Origin of the sequence: Roseimicrobium sp. ORNL1 (assembly GCF_011044495.1) — a bacterium.
Classification (GTDB): domain Bacteria; phylum Verrucomicrobiota; class Verrucomicrobiia; order Verrucomicrobiales; family Verrucomicrobiaceae; genus Roseimicrobium.
Genome location: NZ_CP049143.1, coordinates 3,284,856 through 3,305,716, shown reverse-complemented (window position 1 = coordinate 3,305,716; position 20,861 = coordinate 3,284,856). Strand labels below are relative to the sequence as shown.

The following is a 20,861-nucleotide window of genomic DNA, read 5'->3' as shown; positions in this document are numbered from 1 at the left end:
CCTCGTTGCGTCGATAATTCCGGACGATTACTTCTCGGAACTTTTGGCCACTTCGGCGCCTGCGTCCTTGTCGACATCTCCGTCCTTATCACGGCTGGACCGGCTTGCAGACGGAGCGGACGTCCCACGCGCTTTCTCGCTTGGGCGAGGCCCCTTGCCAAGCACGGCATCCGATAAACGATCAATACCTTCGTTCGCGAGCTGGCTCGGCGGATACTGACGTTGCGCATTCAGATACCAGGTGAGGGAGAATCCGTCCTGGCCACGCTGCTCAGCTTCACGTGCGCGTGAAATGGACGCCACAAACTCCGAAGCCCGCACGGCGATGTCTGCACGCATCCTGTTCAGCTTGCTGTCTTCCGGCCAGTCTTCAGAGGCGATCTCCAGCGTTTCCCACGCTCCAAAGGGGTCCCTGCTGCGCTCCAGCAAGGAGGCCTTTTCATAGGCCAGTTCTGCGGCCTTCACCTTCTCCAATGCCTTCTTGAGTTGCTCTTCTTTTTGTGCATTCCCGTGAACCGCGCCGGCGAACTGGAGTTGGTTTTCAAAGACCAATCGATAGTTCTGGTCTTTGATAGCACGATCAAAATCATCCGTGCCCTGGGTCTTCATGTCCTGTGAGGCAAAGAATTGCTGGGAAGCCTTCTCCAGGTCAGGATTGCCCGGCCACGCGGTGGCGGCCGCACGGAATTCCTCCATAGCTTTGTCGAGATTCCCATTCTGCGCAGCCAGCTTGGCCATGCCAAGCCGCATCTGGCTTTCCCGCTTCACGCCTTCCACCAAAGCACGGGGCTTGGTGCCATCAAAATCCACCGCATCGCGCTCAATATTCTGCAGAGCGACCTCGAGCCTGACGAAGTCTTTTGCCTCAATCATCGCCTGCACTTTCTGGAGCTCCTCATAATAGCCAGCCACGGGAAGTTTTTGCCTGAGCAACACGGTCTGTAGAGCTGGATGATATTGCGAGCGGAAGAAGGCTTCTCGAAGGATTTTGGACGCGGACGCCACCTTCTTGCCTTCCAGTTTGAATTTGAATACCTCGATATCACTCTCCGTCTGGCGGATGATTTCCGAAGAAGCCGTCGCCTGGGCAGCCAACTCAGGAGGAAGATCGCCGTCGCCAAAGAGCACACGGTAGAAGTCTGCCGCAATGCGCGCGTGATAGTGCCTCTGCCCCTGGAAAAGCACATCGACGAACTTCTTGAAGTCCGCCTTGGCTTTCTTCTCCAGCTCCTCCATTTCCTTTTCATTCAGCTTCATGCGAGCACGGGCATCGAGCGAGTTGAAATACTCCTCCGTGAGCTGCAGTTTGCCCATCACCCCATTGACCGCTTCCTGAGCTTCTTTGGGACTCGGCAGGAAGGCCTTTGAGTTTTTATCGTTGGAATTGTTTTGCTGCTGCTTCTGGTTCTGAATGCGGGCCCTGTTGGAATCCACCCGGGCGCGATCTTGCTCCTTGCGCCAGACTTCTTCGGAAATCATATCAGCATTGCGGCTGGAGGTCCTCACCCTGTTTAGCAGTTCCCGGTTTACCACATCCAGGTCTGCCTGGCCCTTGCGCATATCGCAGAAGGCCATGACGCGGTTGGCCAGCATGCGGCTGATGCCGGCATCCCAAGGATATTCGCTCAAGCTATAGAGATTTTCTACCGCAGCCCCCATCTGCCGCTTGTCACGCAGCATGTTCACCGTCGTTTTAAACAATTGCTCATACTTCTTCACCTCGTCCACGGACACTTCAGCCGAGTTGAGGAAACTTTCGAGCTCTGGCGGAATCATATTCTCCGCCCCACTTAGCATATCAATGGCCTCTCCCTTCCGCCTCAGGCCGTCCATGGCATTGGCACTGCCGTTCGCAGCGGAGCCATCGGCAGGCTTGCCTTGGTAGAGATAGTTCAGCGTCGTTCCTGTAGCGCCACCATTGGCCCCCGGTTGCGGTTGTGCGCCCGCAGGAGCTCCCGCTGGTGCAGCTGCCTGGGGAGCGCCCACAGGCTGCTGTGCACCTCCGTTTGGCCCACCCTGACCGGTAGCAGGTTGTTGAGCAGAAAGTCCGGAAACTCCCGCAGAGACAAGGGCTACAAGAACGAGTTTATTTCTTCTGGAAGCGACGTGCATAAATGATTCCTCCCTTTCCTACTTCAAGTTCTGCGGTGTAAGTCTGCCCTTTGACGAACATCATCTGGTTCTGGTCCGGTGGCACTACCACCGCCAGATTTTTCTGCGTGCTCTCCTCGCGGAAAGAATACAACCGGCCTTCAGACATGGTACCTCCGAGTTCCGCGTCCACCACCACATTGGCTTTGAACCGCGATCCAAGGACACGTTCATAGTCAGCCATGAACTCCTCCACCGGAAAGCGATTCAAAGTGCGGAACTCATCGCGCGTATAGTTCATCACATAATACCCTGCGGCCAGAAGGAGCAGGACTCCAAGAGCCCCGCCCACTGCCCAAATGGCCGGGTTTACACCGGAGCGGCGAGCCTGCAGGCCAGCCTGATAATGTGCAAACGGCGGAGTTACCGACTGCGGCGCCTGATAGTACGCCTGCGATTCAGATTCGATGGGTGGTTGATCCATTTGGATTTTCGATTTACACAATAAGGGATTTAGCATCCACGGGCAGCATTTTCTACAATACTTTCCGGAGCTCAGAAAGTATTTTTATCAACCTAGAGGTTAATCACTGCTCCAGACCATCTATTCCTGAGCCACAATTCAGTCACCTTGGCCGGAACTAGCTTTCATACGTCACGCCGGGCGTCTTCGTCTTTCCGTCTAATCTGACATTCAGACTTGGTGTTCCCGAGCACTCGCCACCTTCGCCACTCCACTTCATATCATAGGCAACCTCGCCCTACGATGTGGCGACAGGCTTCGCATTAGTAAACGCTCCTTTACGCACTCAGGCGATCTACAATCCTCAAGTTTAGGAGCACTGTCGGAACTACCCTCGGGTGTGAACGTTAGCCACAACGCCTTATTCACATCAGTGAAAATGAGAATCCCGGGGAACTCCACGATCAGACTCTAATTAGCCGGGGGAGTTTTGAGTGGGGGCGGCGCACGTTGTTTCCGCCTGCGTTGAACTCGTGCCAAGGGAAACGGCGCCATCACCATAAATGACAGGGATCCCTATCATTCCTAGAGTCACACCAGCGACTTTTTTCAATCAGACGGGACCTTTGATAGCGGGAAAGTCTTTTTGCGCGACTAAAATGCTGATAGGAGCCGTTGTTTTGTCAACGTGCGCACCTCGTTTAGTGAGAAATACCCCTGCCATCTTTAAGCAACCATTTACCGGATTTGATTTGGAGGACCGGGAAATGAAGCAGCTGAGTCCTGACAAACTCAAAGCACCGAACGACGTTCCACACGGGTGCATTGAACGACACATATCCACGCATATCGGCTCCTCACTCCGCCCATTCAATGTGGGTGTAAAGGCGTGTTAGACGAACCGGCACTTAGGCCTCCAACTTCGGCGAAATTTTTCGCGGGTCTTGTTTGATTGACCTTTTGAAAACATGCGGACCTGAATCCACGCTGGCAGAGCGGCGGCCCCGGTGTCCTTCAGCCGACCCGATTGCTCTGCTGGAAGAAAAGATGTCGTCAACATCTCAGCCACATGTTCCGCTAACCGGATGGATTTTTAAGATCGTGTTCGCTACGTCGCGAGGGCGGGAGAATAGCGGTCAGAGTATCGCCACCTAATGGCAAGGAACATTGAAAGATGTTCTCACGCTTCCGTACGCATATTCTAGGTCGGCGCATTCCCAGCCAATGCAAAGGCTGGATCCACCCGGTATTCAACCAATGGAGGAAAAGTGCACCCGACACGACTCGAACGTGTAACCTTCTGATCCGTAGTCTTTAGCCAGCATGTTTCTTTGAGATGCCTTAAAAATACTCGTGACACGTCCTCTGGGCCATTTTACAAGGGAATCAGCGTCATCGTGAGTATTTTTAAGAGAACTCTGCGGAACCAGAATGAGCAGCGAGATTGCACAACAAATGCACAACACTACTCGCCCGAACGCCAGTGAGGAGGTGACGAAGTCCAAAGCAAAGATTTCAAAAACGGACGTGCGATATTGGCAGAACCGGGTCGAGAAGTCAGCGCCGCGAGATGGCTACGTCAGCCCCTTTTTCTCAGTCCAGATCGCGTTCCGCGGTCGGCGGATGCGCTTCCCCTTGGAAACCTCGGTCAAACAGACGGCTGCGGCGAAGGCTCAGAAAGTTTACCTGTCACTCTTGGCGGTGGGGTGGGAAGCGACGCTCAAGCAATTCAAACCCCAGTCAGTCAAGTCGGAGCAGATCGCCAACATTGGCCAGCTAGTGGAGGAAGTGCGCGCTACGGCCGGAATTCGTTCCTCCACCTTCAGCGTCTACGTGCAGGCTCTACGCCTCATCGCCAGCGAAATCGCCGAAATCGGTGATCAGCCGGCCATGGGGGCAGATGGGGCTCTTCTGAAAGACAAAAAGGGGCGTCCCATTCTCATGTCCCGATTCGACTACAAGAAGGGAGGGCGAAAAGCCTGGGTTTCCAAAGTAGACGCAATTACGCTGAGCGTGTTGTCATCGAGCGACGTGCAACGGTGGAAGCTTTCGTATGTCGAAAAAAGAGGAACGGCGCCCGATGCTCGCCGGCGCGCGGTCAATAGCGTGAACTCCCACCTTAGGAACGCCCGCTCACTCTTTAGCGAAAAGGCCCTAAAGCATGTGCATTCAAAACTGACTCTCCCATCTCCCCTACCCTTCGCCGGGGTGAGTTTAGAGAAACGCGGCACTAGCCGGTATCAGTCAAAAATCGAGGCACCGCAACTCGTCGCAGACGCACAGACGGAGCTCGCTAAGGATCCCTCCATGGTTCAGCCGTTCCGCATCTTTTGCCTGGCCATGATGTGTGGCCTGCGGAAACGAGAAATTGATTCGTTGCTCTGGGCCCAAGTGGATCTCAATGCTGCGAAGATCAATATTGAAGCCACCGAACACTTCCACCCAAAGAGCGAGGACAGCATCGCCGCGGTAGACGTAGATTCGGAGCTTGTTGCGTTGCTCCGCGCGTGGAAGGGTCAGCGCACCGGAGAGTTCGTCATCGAGTCCAAGAATCCACCTCGATACCACATCTCACGAGTAAACTACCGCTGCGAGAAAGACTTCCGGCGCTTGTACCAGTGGCTGGAGTCCAAGGGCATCTCGGCTCGTAAGAAACTTCACGAGTTGCGCAAAGAACTCGGCTCTATTCTGGCAAGCGATCTGGGAATCTACGCCGCTCAGCAGGTACTTCGGCACGCGGACATCCGTACAACTCAGCAGTTCTACACCGACAAGAAAAAGCCGATTAGCGCGGGATTGGGCAAGCTCCTCCGCAACAATCAACCTGAGAACGTATCGCCGCTTTCTCCAGCGCAACTGCAAAGTGTTGGGCAACAAGCAAAACCTTCATGAAGAAGCCGAAATCCAAAGCAGGCACCTCGCGCAATGTTTCAACAAACAAAACGGCAAGACGCAAGCGCATGGATCTTTCACAATCCAGGCCAAAGTTCAACCCTGTGGTGCTCGGATGGGGGCTTGGGACGGAAGACGCCTCTTCAACAGAGTGGGAGAAGGTACGGACTAGGCACGGCCAATACCTACATCCGCTACTTTTGAGTTGGGTAACCGCACTACAGGACGACTATGCATCGAATGACTTCCCTACTGGAACGCAGGTCACAATCTCAATTGACGTCACATCCGCTTTCGAGCGATACCTGGGCAAGTACGGTCTTACCTCGCACGACGAGCACGCTCGACAAAGAATTGAGCGCATTTGCAAACGCAAAGAGGGTGACCTGGCAATGCTCGTACGGTCAATGATCGCGGCAGTTGCTGGCAAGGACATTGAATTCTTCAGGCATCTCATTAGCATCCTTGAAGACAACCGCTCTCAGTCTTTACCCGCGAGCACGTCTCGCAAACTATCACGAGCGCAGCAGGCGGTCCTTCGTGCGCACGGCATGCTCGTAAACGATGCTCGAATGGGGGAAGTCGTCCGCAGGAGGCCCGATCTAGCTGGAGCACCTCGTTGGAGAAAACTGGTGCTCATGTTGGATCCTCACTTTCCGCGAGAATTCCCTCCGTTTCACTGGCAGCAGTTCGATAAGAAGATCCTGGGGAAAAAATTTAGCGACCTTGTGCCCAAGTGGAAAGATATAAAGACCCCAAATCGGCAGCGCGAGATAGAACGCCGCTGCCAAATACTTGGAATACCCCTGCTTAAAAAGCCAACGCCTTGATTTTCAACACCTAGGCAGTTGTAAACCATTACGTCCGCCGTCGATATCGAGCAATCATTGGTGCGCACCCCGGAATGCGTGATAGTTCTTCAGGCCACTGGAGCAATCAAAACAGCTCACGAGGCCTATGAACGAAAATCCCGCATCAAAAATTGCACCTCAGGAAGACCAGTCCCTGACAGCTGCCCAAATCGCTAAACGCTGGAACTGCTGCGTCCTGACTGTGCGGCGTCGCGTGCGGGATGGTCACCTGAGAGCCCAAAAGAACGGAAGGCTTGTTCGGATTCCTCTCTCCGAAGTGCTGCGATTTGAACAGCAGACATCGCTGTAAGAAACAAGCCGGTGAGCTTTCGCCCATCCGGCTGCGGTTGGTACCTGCTCCCGTATAGTCGAAGCTCGTCGCCGGCGCAACCGGAAGGATGCGTACGATGCCACTCAATCATAAGAGACTGCAGAAGCTGAGGCCGCGTGCCGATAAGGTGATCGCACAATGCCCCGCTTGCAATGAATTGGGAAAAGACGCGAGCGGCGACCATCTGGTAATTTTTCCTGATGGTCGGTTTGCATGTGTGGTTTTTTCGGGATCCGGGGTCGACGCGATGGAGCACCGCCAGCGTATTTTCCAGCTCGCTGGAGTTGGCTCCAACGCTGCACCGGCAGCTCCAGCCAGTGTTGTTCGTCCTCAGCGGGTAGTGCCATTGAGTTGGCAGAAAGACCATCTCCGACTTGAGAGGAATCCTAGTGCCCTTGAAAGACTCGCCAAATGGCGAGCATGGGAGATGAACTTTTGCATCATGCTTGCGCGGAACGGTCTCATCGGTCTATACGAGGGCCGGATCTGTTTCCCGGTTCATGGTCCTACAGGTGAAGTCATCGGAAGGCACGTATTCGCGTGGCCTGGAGAAGGCCCTAGCCGCGCGTGGTACAAGCCTGGGCGTAACATGCCGTTGCTAATCGGCGAGCAGCAGCTGTCCGGCGTAAGTCGTGTTCATGTAGCGGAATCGCAGTGGGATGCGCTAACGCTGTTGTTTGCCGGAAGCTGGACTGGTGAGACCTTGGCCGAGCCATTTATTGTTACCCGTGGCGCGGCGGTGAACCCGGATATTGCGGAGCTGTTTGGGGGCGTGACAGAGGTGACTTTGTGGCCTCAACGCGATTCACCGGAGCACGGAATTGCTGCATCGGAAAAGTGGGTTGCGGGCATGACTGCTATCTTTCCCCCGTCAGTGAGGTCGGTCTGGCGAGCAGAGCTTCCCAGTGATCAAAAAGATTGGAATGACGTCCTGAGGGCGAGAGGGATGGAACAGACGAAGACGCTGGCGCACATAGCGAAACAATCCGCAGTGGTAGTACAACGGCCCGTTCCCTTGTGCCAAAATCTGACAAATCCGACAAAACTAGATGGGGATATGATTTCGGCAGAATTGTCAGATTTTGACAACGGAGAGGACACCGGAATTGCCGCTTTCCCGCTGGATTGCCTGCCTGGACGCATTCGATACATGGTGGAAGCTGGGGCCGAGCACTCCCTTGTTCCGGTGGAGCTGGCTGCAAGTTGTGCGCTCGCTGTGTTGTCAGCTTGTTTGGGGTCAGGTTTGGAATTGACGAATGGCGCTGGACGACGAACTCGCGGGAACCTGTTTATTTTACCGATTGCGGCAAGCGGCACGGGTAAGGGGCAGGCATTTGAAGTCATGTCGAGGTCATTCAGAAATTTGGAGCATGCAGCCCTCGAAACCTGGACGAAAGAAACACTGCCAGCGGTCAAAGCGGAACTCGCACTTCTGGAGAAGGAGAAAAAGCAGGCGCTGAGACGCCCGTGCGCCACCAAGGCCGAACGTGAGGAGCTATGTGCCGACTTGAAAGAGCTGGAACAACGGGTGGAGGAATTGCAGGCACGCCTGCGTGAGCCGGCATGGAGCACGGCAAATGCGACTCAAGCGGCGTTGGAGAACCTTTTGGCCGATTCGCCAAACGAGACAATCGCATCAATGAGCCCTGAGGCGAGAGGTGTAGTTGATGTGGTGGCAGGCCGATACAACAGCGGGAGGGTCGGCGATGAAAGCGTCTATTTGTCAGCGTTCTCAGGAGAGTCCGTCAAAGTTCACCGCATTACCAGAGTGCCCGTTCTCCTGAAAAGACCCTGCCTGACAGTGTTGTGGATGATCCAGCCGGACGCAGCAAGAAGGATGCTTGGCGACACGAACATGACAGAGAGTGGCTTGCTACCTCGCTTCTTGATTGTCAACACACGTGCCGAGCCTCGGCATGAGCCTAAAGTTTGGCCGCAGATGCCGGACGATGTTCTCAGCTCTTGGGACGCGCTAGTGAAGGAGCTTGTACAGGCCTTCCGCGGAAGCATGGCAACCGAAGTGATTCGTCTTTCGGTAGAGGCTTCTGAGGTGTTCCGCGCATATAGGAATCGCATCGTAGATTCTTCCAAAACGGGCGGGGCGCTGAGCGATATCGGCATCTACGCAGCAAGGTGGGCGGAGCAGGCATTGCGGCTTGCAGTCAACTTGCATGCCGCTCAACATGGACGCGACGCCTCAAGTCATGTTCTCAGCGTTGAGACTGCGAGAAACGCGGTAGAACTCGCCGAGTGGTTTGCAAACCAGCAGGTGGCCTTGCTTGGCGCAACTCGTCATGAGCGGCGCCAGGAGAGATTGGAACGATTGAGACGCGCCTTGGATTCCCATCCAGGGAAAGAAGCAACGCTGCGTACCTTGCTACGGAATCATGGGATCGAGCGCAAGGAGGTCGAGGCTTTGGCCACTGAATTTCCCGATTGTCTGGTATTTGAGAAGAGGCGTACCGGAGACGCTGGCCGACCGGCCGAGGTGGTACGTCTTGCTCGGGGCGATGCGTCCGGTCCCGAATGAGATGACGGCCTTCGACATCTTCACTACGAATGGTCGCTCGGTAATCTCATCGTCATGGATGAAGAGGGATGAACCAGGAGAGCAGGAAGCTGATTCCCAGCTACGTGGTAATGGCTCATCAAGCAGCCGACGACGCCGAGACCAAGTGAAAGAAAATTCGAGGCGGCTGCTCCGAAACTCCTAGTTCACTCTCCCCTTGGCGATACACGTACCCCGGGCATTCGGGTCTTTCCGCTGGCTCCGGCGATTGCAATTCTTCCCCTCATCCTATCAACTTTCCCTTTGTGACGGTTGATGGTTCTCCCCTGTGATGAGCGTTTTGGTCAAATGACGAAGGAGATACAGCTTTGAGTGGGATGGTTCCCGCAGGGTGAGCTTGGACAAGGCTGGCATTGAATCCAGCCTCGTTCAACGCATCACGGGCTTTTTCAAATTCTCCACACCAGGTATCCTCCACTTCACGATCACGCAGCGGGTCACGGCCTGATGGGGAAAAGGCCACCACTCTGGTCTGGACGGCATTACCTAGGGCAGGGGCGCTGAGTTCGACTCCGTAAGCAGACTCACCGGGCTTCTGGAGCACCATGCGACCTTGCTCCACCCAAGCGGCAGCCATGCCTTCGCGGACCTCATAGCCAGTGGCGGCAAGCGCACGCAGGACGGCGGCGCGTTGTTCTTGTCGGGTTTCTTCGGCGAACGTCTGCTCGACCCAAGAGCGTGCTTCTTGTGCGAGAGCGCGGATGGGATCCAACGGACTCGACTCGAAAAGGGCGGCGGCAATGCGCTTCTTCCAGTCTGCGGCTGCAGGAGAGTGGATTTCATCCAACTCAGCGAGCAGAAGTTCCAATTCGGAGCGGAGAGCGAGGGAGGCTCGACGATTTTGCAGGTAAGTGGACAGTTCCAGCGCAAGGGAATCGAGAAGCAACGTTTGCTGGTCGGTATGAGCAGCGGCAATACTCCGGGCCTTTGCGGTGAGGGATTCCAAGTCTACAGCGTCCATGAAGACCGAGAGTTCTCCAAGGAGATTCCAGCATTTTTCCAACCGTTGCTCCTGGGGATCAGCGGGCAGGTCAGGAAGAGCCGAGATCACCGCCTCGGGAGCTATCAGTCCAGCGGCCAGTTCGCGCATCCGGCTGGTGATTTCGTCGCGGTGATCCTGTTCTATGAACTGCAGGGTATCGTTGAGTGCCATCTGTTGGGCAGAAGCGTCCGGAGCATTGAGCTGGGCAATCAAGTGCTCTCGCTCCAGCGAGGGAGGCAACTTTTCTAGATGCGCAGTCATCTGGGCAACGCTTTGCCGGAGTCGATGCACGCGGCGCAGATCAGCGGCTTGTTCAGCCACGTGTTGCTGGCGCAAGCGTTGAGCCTCATCTTCGTAGAAGCTACTTTGCCTGGCTGCTTCAAGGGAAAGCGACTCCCACTGTTCCGCGTCCCGCATCTCATGCAGGCGATCTACTACAGCAGTCGCTTGAGGCAGCTCTTGCCAGCGTTCGCACTGGGCCAGGGCAGACTGCAGCTTTTGGAGATGAGCGAGACTTTCGCGCTTCTGCCGGCGACGAACAGCTTCAATGTTGATGACTTTGGGACCACTCATGGGGAAGGATTCAAGATTGTAGCGCGCGCTCCATGGCAGCACGCAGACGCTGCTGTTCATCGGCCCGGTGATGGTACCAGCGACGTGAGCTGACGCGATGAATGAAGGGGATGGAACTGCCGAGCACGGCAGGGCGCCAGATCTCGCGGGCGCGAGCGGAGGCCAGCGTAGGGTGACAATGGGAGTCGCACTCGATTCCAAGACCGAATAGTCCCGTGGTAGGATGGGTGATGGCGTAGTCCAAGCCGAAAGCATCGCCTTGCGCAGACACAGGCTCGTGACCCAACTGACGGATGAACGTACCGACTTCCTCCACAAATCGGGAGACTACCATGGCTCTGCCATGGCGTGGAGATTGCGCGTGCTGTCCGTTCAGCGAACTTAGCAACTGGTCGCTGTGATCGAAATCGCCTGCGTGTAGACGCTCGGCATAGGCTAGCCAGCCCTGCAGGTAATCACGGGGTGTGGATGGCCCCCGGCGCCCGCCCTGACCCGTCCACGTGCTGACTTCGTTTACCGGCATCGAAGTGATCAGTAGGACTTTTTCTCGCGCTCGGGTGATGGCCACGTTCAAGCGCCTCTCACCTCCGTGTTGGCCCAGCACGCCAAAGCTACGACGGAAAGTGCCATGCATATCCCGACCGAATGTCGTGGAGAAGATGATCCAGTCTCGCTCGTCTCCCTGGACGTTTTCGAGATTCTTGACAAAGAACCCCATGTCCTCACCGTTTTGCGTACGGTTCGACTCTTCCACCCATGCATCGCGAAATGCGGTATCGTGCTCGGCGAAATCTTCCATCTGCTGCTCGATCAATTCCGCCTGTTTGAGATTGAAAGTTACGACGCCGATGCTAGGCCGTTTGGCATAAGGGAGCCGCCAGATTTCCTGAAGACGAAATACGACTCGCGCAGCCTCATCTTCGTTGGTCTGTTCAAAGTACTCGCCCTCCACGCGATCTACTTCCACCGGGCGGGCGCGCAAAATCTCACTGTCTGGATGGCGAGCAGGTACGCTGAGACGGTTGGCGTAGAAGGCTGCGTTGGAGAAATCGATCAGCTGGCGGTAGCGCGAGCGATAGTGGATTTCGAGCGTTGCCGTGGGAAGGAGGTTCTGAGCGAGGGTCAGCAGGTCCGGGCAATCCTTCACTTCACGACGTCCGGCTGCCTGGACGAGCCGCTCGCGCTCACGGTCGTCCAGGCCAGCGTCGTCGGCGTCCAACCATGAATCGGAGTCTCCTTCTTCGTCTGACTCCAGATGGGAACCGAAAAAGCGCGATGGTGGCATCTGCTTTTCGTCACCGCTAACCACCATGCGTTTGGCACGGAATAATGCGGGAAGCGCGCTCTCGACGGGTAGCTGGGAAGCTTCGTCAAAGATCACCACGTCGAAAAGACCAGCGCGTAGCGGAAAAAGGCGGCTGACCATCTCCGGGTTCATCAACCACACGGGACGCAGGTGAAGCAGTCCGAGCGGTTCGCCTCGCTCCACGACTTCCCGCAGACGGCGGGCACGCGGACCAGTGAGCATGACAACATCGTCCCAGTGGCTGCGAGGAGCGAGGGGAACGTCGGCTGCACAACGGTTGAGTAGTCGACGGTTCGCTTCGCGAAGTTCCCGGTCTTTCTGACCTAACAAGCCGATCTTCTGATGGAATTCACCTCCTTCCATCAGTAGCGATGGATTTGCTTCTTCGAGTTGCCGCTTCCATTCTAGGAGAGCCTCGCGCTGTAGTGTGGAGGTCACTTGGCCCGCCAGATTGTGTGCTTGCAGTGACGACCAATGCGCCTCCTTTTCGCGTAATTTTCCGAAAATTGGCAAGGCGGTAGGGTCGAGCGACTGCACACGCGCCCTGAATGTTTGAAATTCCGGCAGGGAGGAAAACGCATCAGCTATGGGTTCCAAGGCCGCGCTACCCGGAGCATGGGAATCGATTTCATTCAATCTGAGAGCGAGCCATTGAGGACTGAACCACGGACGCAGCATTTCCAGCATGCCTTTGCTATCGCGCTCCGTTGCCCACAGTGTCAGACTGGCGTGGCACACATCGAGAACAGAAGAGCACAAGGGGGGATCGCCACCTTGCAGCAGCGACGTGGATGCGAGCTTCACCGGGCAAGATTGCACCCGACGTGCAGCGGCGAGGACAGGCTGGAGCTGCTCGATGAGGTGACGGACCTGACGATGCATGACCGGGAGGGATGCGTTGTTACCAGATTCATTCAGTCCCAATACCTCCGCCCACTGATTCAGTACAAGCCGATCCTTTCGGAACTCGCGTTCCAACTCGGCAGCCAAGTGGAGGGTGGTAAGATCGACATTATCTGGATCCACCTCTGCCAGTTCCAGCCAGCGGCGGAGTTTTTTCCGAGCGAGGTAGCGTCCGGGGTTGAGGTTTGACCAAAAAGATGCAGGCGCCGCCAGGCGAGCAGCGCTGCGTGAAAGCGCGTAGAGGGGCGCATCCCCGCGCTCGGCGAGTTTGCGATAGATTTTCTCATCAAGTGTCCATCCTGAAAGTGCGGCGAGCTTTTGGTTCAGCGCTTCAAGCCACGGGACAAGTTGCTCGGCGGGTGAAGCCTCATCCGTATCACTCTTTTCGAGGTGATTGGTCCATTGCGACAAATGCCTAGCTACGGGATTGGGGAGCGCACGCAAAGCGACTTCATGTTCCGCCAGCCAACTCCTCAGCTGTTCCGGCGCATCCAGGCTGAAGAAGCGATCGTGCTGACGAAGCAGTGCATGACGATGCCTTTCCGCGTGTTGAAATGCCTCGAAGGCGAGTCTGAACTCTGCAACAGCCCCCTCACTTGTGCTAAAGTAGGTTAGATCATGAAGAGGGCTATGCTCGTATTTCGACCTCAGCCAAAGAGGCGCCAGAGGCGAGATTTCCGCAATCAACTGCCAGGTATCCGCGTAGTCCAAATCGCGGAACAACGTACCAAGCCCCGAGTGGGCGATAAAATGTGTCGTCTCGCTCTCGACATGCAAAAGTTGGTCCAACACCTCACGATAGGAGAGCCGGCCGGGTTGAGCAGCAGGCGCTTCATGCAGCGCCACGTGCGCGCTATTGAGGTGGGCCTCCAGTGATTCAATGTGGCGGGCGAGGGCTTCGCGTTCGCGTTGTAGGCGGGCGTTGTCGTTGACAGGGTGAGTGGGTTGTTCGAGCTGACCGCGCAGTTCCTGCAAAGCGGGACGGCGATCCGAAGTAGTATCTCTCAAATAAAACAGGCGTCCTCCCAGTCCTTCGGTCTCGAGCCGCTTGCGCACGACTTCCAATGCCGCCTGTTTTTGGCAGACAATAAGTACGCGCTCCCGACGACCAATGGCATCGCTGACGATGTTCACAATGGTTTGGCTCTTTCCCGTCCCTGGTGGCCCTTGAACTAGTAGTCCTGGCGCGTGGCGAGTGCGGAAGACGGCGCTCTGCTGGGATGGGTCAGACGCGGCGGTGAAGTAGCGGTCGAGTTCGGAGGGCTGCTCCGAAGGTGCCGCTGGAGAGTCGATTGTTCCTGCTCGGATCGCTATTTCCAACGCTGTGCCTTGCAAAGGAATGCCCCTGGATAGCTGATCGATATCCTGTGCGATGGTCTGACCGGAAAAATCACATTGGAACAACACCGCCGCAGCATGCAGTTGAATCGCTCCTGCTGTAGCCTTCATCGTGGCAGGAGGCAGCGGACGCAACGCAGGCTCGGTTTCCGTAAGCGAAGCCAGCTTGGCCAAGTGGCCAAATGCATCCAGCACTGCCTGAAGATTGAGGTGTTCGCGGGAGCGGAGATCGTTCAGGGTCTCTTGCCAATAGGTAAATGCGGGACCGAGGAGCCCTTCGAGTGCCGGATTTGGACGAACCTCGCGTTCTTCATCAAAACCCAACTTCACCGTACCTCGCTGGCCGGCTGGCATCTCGACCTTCACCGGCCACAATAGCACAGGAGCGATTCGAGGCTTGGCTGACTCAGAGGCGCGCGCGTCACGCAGGACGATGAACGGAAAGGCGAGATAGAGCGGGTTGATACCGGTATCGCGGCGATAAGACTGGGCGTTTTGCACCAAGCGGCGTAAGCGTTGCTCGCGCATCGGCTCAGTCAACAGAGGAGAGGGATCGAGGCTGAGTGGCTGAGGAAGTCGGTTCAGTACTGCTTCTAGCAGGGCGATGGACGTGCGCGCTCTGCCGCCAAGTTCAGTGAGATCCAGACGTGCCGTGGTGCGGCCGATGGTCATTCGGATCAGGCCGCCACGTTGCAATCCAGTGACGAGACGCCGATGGAAAAAGTGCAAAATGTTCCTCACATACTCCTGCCGCGCCGGTTCGCGCCATTCTTCCTGAGGAATAGCAAGGAGCACTAAAGCCCGTGCCAATGTAATGCGACGGTCCTGCCGGAAATCGTCTGCCCACTGGTCGGGAACTTGGCGACCGCAACGGGCAAAGTTTTGCAGCCGCAGGTCCACTGCTTTCAGGATCTCGGCCCGGCTAAGGGCAAACCAGTCCATCATCGGTTCCGGGGAAAAGAAGACCTGCGCCCGATGAGCCTCCTTGCTTGCCTCCTCGAGGACATCCGCCGCCGGGCGGAAGTAGGACTTAGCCGCGGAGATTAGCAGGATGAGGTCCTCCTCTGAAGGGTTCCGCCGCTGTGCCATGGTGGTCAGCGCGGGGTGCTCAGCCTCCGGGTAGAGTCGCCTTTGCTGGACCCAACGATTCTCAAGCATAGCTTGGGAGGTAGCCAGCATGGCTGCGGAAAGCTGAGCTTCGTCGAAATCGAGCTTCAACTCACGCACTCGGCTGCGGAGACGATCCGCACGTTCTTTCAAGCGCACAAACCACGTTTCGCGTCCAGCTTGTCGCAAGCGATGCGGCAGCGGGCTATCGAGCCACTGCCAGGCCGTATCGGGGTGGGCCAGCAGCCAGTTCGAGTTGATGATCTCGCCTCGCAGGCAAAGCGGAAGGTGGTCATTGAGCAGCATCACTGCTACGCTCAACCGGGCATCCTCAGGTAGTGTCGTCTCCGCTACGATATTGCGCAACTGAGCTGAACGGGCAAGGTCATGTTCACCTCCGCGTTCCTGCAACCACGTAGAGAGTCGACCACTGAGGAGGAGGGCGCGTGCTTCTTCCCAGTGGGCCGCCTCGACCGCGGCCAGCGCGAAGCCCTCTGGCGTGTTCCAGGTGCGCTCTCCCAAACGCAACGAAATGCCGGAACCTGTGGCCTCACTGCTATCTTCCGCGTACCCATGCGGGATGCCGCGCTCGCCCTGCAGCCAGCGCTCCACCTGGACCCAGCTCCAGCGTTGTGAGGGATCTCTGGTGAGCAATCCCTTGAGAAGCTCCTTCCATTCCAAGGGCAGATCCTCTGGGACACGCAGCCCACGAGTGACGAGGTGGAGCAGGAAAGCCCTTTCATGCACTCCCAGGAACCCGCGGCCTTCAGTCAACATCTCCAGCACCATGACTCCGAAGCTCCACCAGTCTGAAGATGGAGAGCAAGTCCCCGCAATGGTTTCCGGAGCCGCATAGCGTGTCGTCTGCCGTGAAAGCGTGAGCTGCAAATCGAACTCGCTGACGGTCGCAGTGCTGAAGTCCGCCAGTACCAGATCGAGTGGCTCCCGGCTGCGCACCAATACGTTGGCGGGTTTCAGGTCCCGGTGAATCAGGTGGATCTGTGCCAGCCCGTGTAACGCCCTGCCCAGCTCCTCCACGACGCGTCGAACCAGATCCGGGTTGGTCTTCTCCCGCGAGGGAATATCACCCAGGGTCCCGAGTGGCAAGTATTCCCACACTTCAAATGCCCGTTCTTCGTGTCGCCCTGAATCAAGCAGCTTGACTCCATGCGCGACATCCAAAGCGCGCAAAGAGGGATACAGGGAAACCTCTGGCTCAATGCCGCGTCGGTAGAGTTTGAAAACACCCGTGACGTCATCTTTCGTCACCAGTCGAAGGTCGGACTCCCCCGAATGGACCGGCATCTCTGCCCCCAGCGTCCAGCCCTGAACCGTGATTCCAAGGGCAGGTGGCGGAGCAGTCTCCTCAGGGGTGGTAGTAATGGCCGGCTCGCCACATTCTAGACAAAGAAAGTCCCCCGGTTCTAGTGCGTGCCCATTGCGACACTGCAGCGCTGCGGAATCGGCCTCCGAGACCTGAGCTGCGCCGTTGGAATGTTGCGGGAAGTCTGCTGCCGCAGTCGTGGTCGCCGGCGTGGGCAAGATATCATATAGAGGCCACCCGCAATGTGCATCGCCAAAACGCCCCTTACATAGGAGTTCTTCAAGTGAGCGGTCGGTTTGGCACCGTGGGCAATGACGAATCATGCGAATACAGGAATGGAGGAACCCTCTCTGCTGTCAGTATCTGAGATAGTGGATGCGAAGCCTGCCTCTGCCAGCGCGCGCTGAATTTGCTTAAGACTGCCTGGCTCCGGAATGCCCGCCATCCAGAGCGTGTCTCCTTCAAAACATACATCGAAGGTTTTTGGCAGGGTCTCGCGAACCGCCTGCTGCCATTTGGCATACCGTTCCTGACCCAGAGGCGAGAGCATATGCAGCCGTTGATTGTCTGACCCTCGCCAGACCAGAGTTTGAGTAGCCGAACGAATGAACGGATCGCCGATGACCACGTCCACCAAACCCGTCCAACCCGAGACTAGGGGCGCGATTTTTTCCCAGGGCTGACCGGAGTAGAGCAGAATATCCTTTCCCGCGCCAATCTCCTGACGCAGGGACTGCAGTAGGGCGCCCAGAGCCTCCGCTTGCTCAAATGGTTCGCCACCCGAGATTGTGACCCCATCTGCTGCTTGCAGCCATGGGGAAATCGTCCGAAGAACTTCCTCCAACGTGGTTTCTCCCTGACCGTGCGCCCAAGTGTCCACACTGATGCACCCCGGACAACGAAGGCTACATCCTTGAAACCAGATGCCTACTCGAGACCCGTGGCCAAGGGTTGTCACGGGGAAATGCAGCCGGCTGAGAAAAATGCGCATGGTGAAGAGTTAGAAGGCAGCTTCCAAGGTCGTTGCCGCTCCTTGTTGCAATCCTGTGATGCGCAAGGTGGCTCCCGAAGGGACTTGTGCATCAAACAACAGTCGCGCCAGTGGATTGACGAAATGGACCTCAAGCTGATTTCGGATGCCTCGTCCGCCATTCGATAAATCCCCCAGACACAATACTTGCAGGGACTGCCTTGCCTCAGCGGAGATTTCGATGCTTACACCTTGCGACCGCTGCGCCTTCTGTGCCAGGCCATCAAGCATGGAGTCAAAGATCTCCACTGCCACCTCATCGCGAATGAAGTCAAAGACCATGATGTTCTCGCCCAGGCGGTTGAGGATTTCCGGGCGTCCCAGCGTCAGCTTAAAGTGCCGTGCGATCTCCTCCTTCACCTTCGCCTGCACCGTTTCGTAGGAGTCCGTGGGCAGCGCGTTCGGTACGCGCTCACCTTGGGCGTCAAGCCGGTAAATACCGAGATTGGAGGTGAACACGAGAAATGCCTCGGAGAAATACACTCGTTCTCCACGTCCGGATGTCAGCACACCGTCATCGAGCACCTGTAGGAATTTGTCTAAAATACGCGGATGCGCCTTCTCGATCTCATCGAACAGAATCACACTAAACGGCTTCTGCCGTACAGCGTTCGTCAGCTCCCCACCCACGTCATATCCCACATAGCCCGGCGGAGCGCCGATGAGTCGCTGGTCGCTGTGCTCGGCAGAGAACTCGCTCATGTCAAAACGAATGCAGGCGGTCTCATCCCCAAACAATAATTCGGTGATGGTCTTGGCCAGTTCGGTTTTACCGACACCTGTGGGGCCTGCCAGAAAGGCCACCCCCCGAGGGCGCCCTCCCCCACCCTCTTTGGTTGCGAGACCGGATACAGCACGTTTCACCAGATCCAGCATGTGAGTTACCGCATGGGCCTGCCCTTTCACCCGGCGATGGATCAGGGCACCCGCTTGGCCAATCTTTTCTCGATCCACTTTCTTCCATGGGTCCTCGGTGACGCCCAGCTTGTACCGGCGTACGCCTTCTCCGATCTCAGCCAGAGTCAGTCCTTCGCTCCTACAAAGCTGGGCGATACCCACTAGATCGCTGACGAGTAGCCCCTCGGTGGACTCCACAAAGAGATCCACCATGCGGTCTTTCTGTGCGTCTCCGAGATTGTTTTTCAAAGTGGCGGCTAGATTCTCGATAATCACGCGGCGCACCGCTCGGTCGGGAGGCGGCACTGGGATGTGCCGCATTTTCGGATTGCCTACGAGAAACCAGTCTGGCAGGTCACCTTCCTTGTCGACGATCCAGATTACCGGATTGAAGAACGGTCTACCCTCCGAGCCCATCGGGCGCGGCAACACCTGATGGGAGAGCACCAGCGCCCTGGTGAATCCGCGCTGCTCTGCCTCGCTCGGCAAATCCGCCCGGATAAGCAGTCGCGAGGCAAAATCGGCAAAGAGGACGATAGGCTCAGCAGAATGCCGGACGATGACCTCAAGCAGCTCAAAAAAACGCTCCGGCGTCGCTGCGGCGCGTCCATTTTCGCCAAAGGTGAGGCCCAGTATCTTCGCGAAGAACTCACGCTCTGCTTGAGGGTCGAGCCCAAAAATCACTGGCACGGAAAAACCCTGCGCGGGGTCAAACGCCAGAAAATGGGCCATTCCCTGCCTCAGCAGTTCAATGCCCACGCAAGACACCAGTGGTAAAGGAGCGACCACCCCTGGCTGCACCTCCACTGGATACTGGTCACGGACATTCCCACACAGCACGAACTGACTCCGCAGCGGGAGGAAGCGGACCAAGTCACGGAGCCAGCGGGGACGATTTTCTGCCATCCATCACCATAAAAATGTAATTGATTTCATGCAATCACCTTGTCGACATCGAACGCAGGACATGCGACCGAAGCGGAGGCATTGATTCTCAAAATTGAGGCGGGGCTGGAAGGCGTAGGGTTCCCAGCTCCCAGCCTCCTTTGGGGTATGGACTGGATTTTGCTCAGAGAGAATGGTCGACACGATGATACCACGACCCACGGGACAGACTACCTGCAGTGGTGGTTGTTGGGCCGGTCAAAGCTTGTAAGCTACATCGCCAGGCCACCCAATTCCGGCCAATACACAAGAGTCCCCATATCGCAGAGCCTTACCCGAAGAAGATGGATACGCTCTATCGCCGGGACCGTGCCGGCGCCTGTTTGAGAGCTAACTTTTAGGCCCTAACCTCCGACAGCGCACGAATCCCGACTTGGCGACAAACCCATTGACGCTCAAGACAAATCCGTCAGCAATACCTGAGAATTCCTCTGCTCCCGCCACACGTTATACCCGACGAGACTGAATTATTGCCCGAAGTTCTTGAATTGTAAGGAACGGGGAACGTCGGTGAATGACCCTATGGCAGTTGGAGCAGACCACTGCAAGCTCTTCGAGCTTTGTCTCCACCGCACCATGGTTCTCAGCGAGGGGGCGAAGGTGATGTACCTCGCAGAAGTCTATCCCGTAAAACGCAGTGAAATCGAATCCGCAGGCTTCACATTCGAGCTTCCCTGTTAAGCGAAGTACCTCCTCTCTCTTAGCACGGACAATAGCCTTGTTGCGTTCTCGGCGCAGATGCTCGCGTACAACCGGCTGCCCTTCCCAGACCGACAATGCCTTGCCCTCGAGGAACTGAACCGCCTTCGCCGGTCTATACGAAGGAATAGAAGGAGGCGGGTGAATCGGCTTAGTGTCGTCCTCCCTTAAATCAAGAAGAACCTCCACACTGGGCTTCAGCCGATAATCTTTGAGAAAAAGTGCAAATTCCTCGTGCCATTTTTCATCGAGGAGAGGTTCGGGACCTGAGCCAATTTTGTGTGGCACGTCAGGATGATCGTAGCCCTTCAGGATGACCGTAGTGACACGACTCGCCTCATTGTAGCTTCTCTCGCTTCGTTTCCCCCTCGGAACGAAAGCAACGGAAACGGCTCTTGTATATTGCGCGTATGATTCGACTTTCACCGTGACACGTCGAGCCTCGATCCGCGAGTAACCAAGGAGCGAGCGCATAATACCCAGCCCTTGGATCGTCGTGTGCTGATGGGAATAGATTGTGACGTCCTCGAAGGTTTGTGACTCAGACATAGGGATGGATA

Annotated in this window: 10 protein-coding genes; 3 read left to right on the top strand and 7 right to left on the bottom strand. The window is 56.5% G+C overall.

The genetic code is table 11. The features are described from left to right. Positions 1-27: 27 nt before the first annotated feature. Together G5S37_RS13210 and G5S37_RS13205 are read right to left on the bottom strand one after the other, a co-directional pair. On the bottom strand, positions 28-1,986 hold the full coding sequence (locus G5S37_RS13210) for a hypothetical protein (protein ID WP_165204617.1): 1,959 nt from the start codon (positions 1,984-1,986) through the stop codon (positions 28-30). Positions 1,987-2,086: 100 nt separating this feature from the next. Next, complete coding sequence (locus tag G5S37_RS13205; RefSeq protein WP_165204615.1) at positions 2,087-2,575, bottom strand: hypothetical protein; 489 nt, start codon at positions 2,573-2,575, stop codon at positions 2,087-2,089. Between the two features lie 1,410 nt (positions 2,576-3,985). Between G5S37_RS13205 and G5S37_RS13200 the strand changes: the two genes are divergently transcribed. From G5S37_RS13200 to G5S37_RS13185, 3 genes are all read left to right on the top strand, one after another. After that, the gene (locus G5S37_RS13200) at positions 3,986-5,446 is read left to right on the top strand and encodes a site-specific integrase (protein ID WP_165204613.1); all 1,461 of its coding nucleotides are present in this window, start codon (positions 3,986-3,988) and stop codon (positions 5,444-5,446) included. Further along, positions 5,443-6,276, top strand: a complete 834-nt coding sequence (locus G5S37_RS13195) for a hypothetical protein (protein ID WP_165204611.1) — start codon at positions 5,443-5,445, stop codon at positions 6,274-6,276. Before G5S37_RS13200 ends, G5S37_RS13195 begins: the two co-directional genes overlap by 4 nt. 428 nt (positions 6,277-6,704) lie before the next feature. After that, positions 6,705-9,158 carry a DUF3987 domain-containing protein gene (locus tag G5S37_RS13185; protein ID WP_165204607.1) on the top strand — a complete coding sequence of 818 codons (2,454 nt, stop codon included), beginning with the start codon at positions 6,705-6,707 and terminating at the stop codon, positions 9,156-9,158. Positions 9,159-9,420: 262 nt separating this feature from the next. Here the strand turns inward: G5S37_RS13185 and G5S37_RS13180 are convergent, their stop codons facing one another. The 5 genes from G5S37_RS13180 to G5S37_RS13160 form a co-directional block, all read right to left on the bottom strand. Further along, the gene (locus G5S37_RS13180) at positions 9,421-10,752 is read right to left on the bottom strand and encodes a hypothetical protein (RefSeq protein WP_165204605.1); all 1,332 of its coding nucleotides are present in this window, start codon (positions 10,750-10,752) and stop codon (positions 9,421-9,423) included. A 10-nt stretch (positions 10,753-10,762) separates the two neighbouring features. Then, positions 10,763-16,711 carry an AAA domain-containing protein gene (locus G5S37_RS13175; protein WP_165204603.1) on the bottom strand — a complete coding sequence of 1,983 codons (5,949 nt, stop codon included), beginning with the start codon at positions 16,709-16,711 and terminating at the stop codon, positions 10,763-10,765. Positions 16,712-17,049: 338 nt separating this feature from the next. Beyond that, positions 17,050-17,721 (bottom strand): 4Fe-4S single cluster domain-containing protein, encoded by a 672-nt coding sequence (locus tag G5S37_RS13170; protein WP_165204601.1) that lies wholly within the window; start codon positions 17,719-17,721, stop codon positions 17,050-17,052. Positions 17,722-17,730: 9 nt separating this feature from the next. Then, entirely contained in the window at positions 17,731-19,563 is a 1,833-nt protein-coding gene (locus G5S37_RS13165) for an AAA family ATPase (protein ID WP_165204599.1), read from the bottom strand. Between the two features lie 486 nt (positions 19,564-20,049). Next, positions 20,050-20,850 (bottom strand): HNH endonuclease, encoded by an 801-nt coding sequence (locus tag G5S37_RS13160; protein WP_165204597.1) that lies wholly within the window; start codon positions 20,848-20,850, stop codon positions 20,050-20,052. Positions 20,851-20,861: the final 11 nt, after the last annotated feature.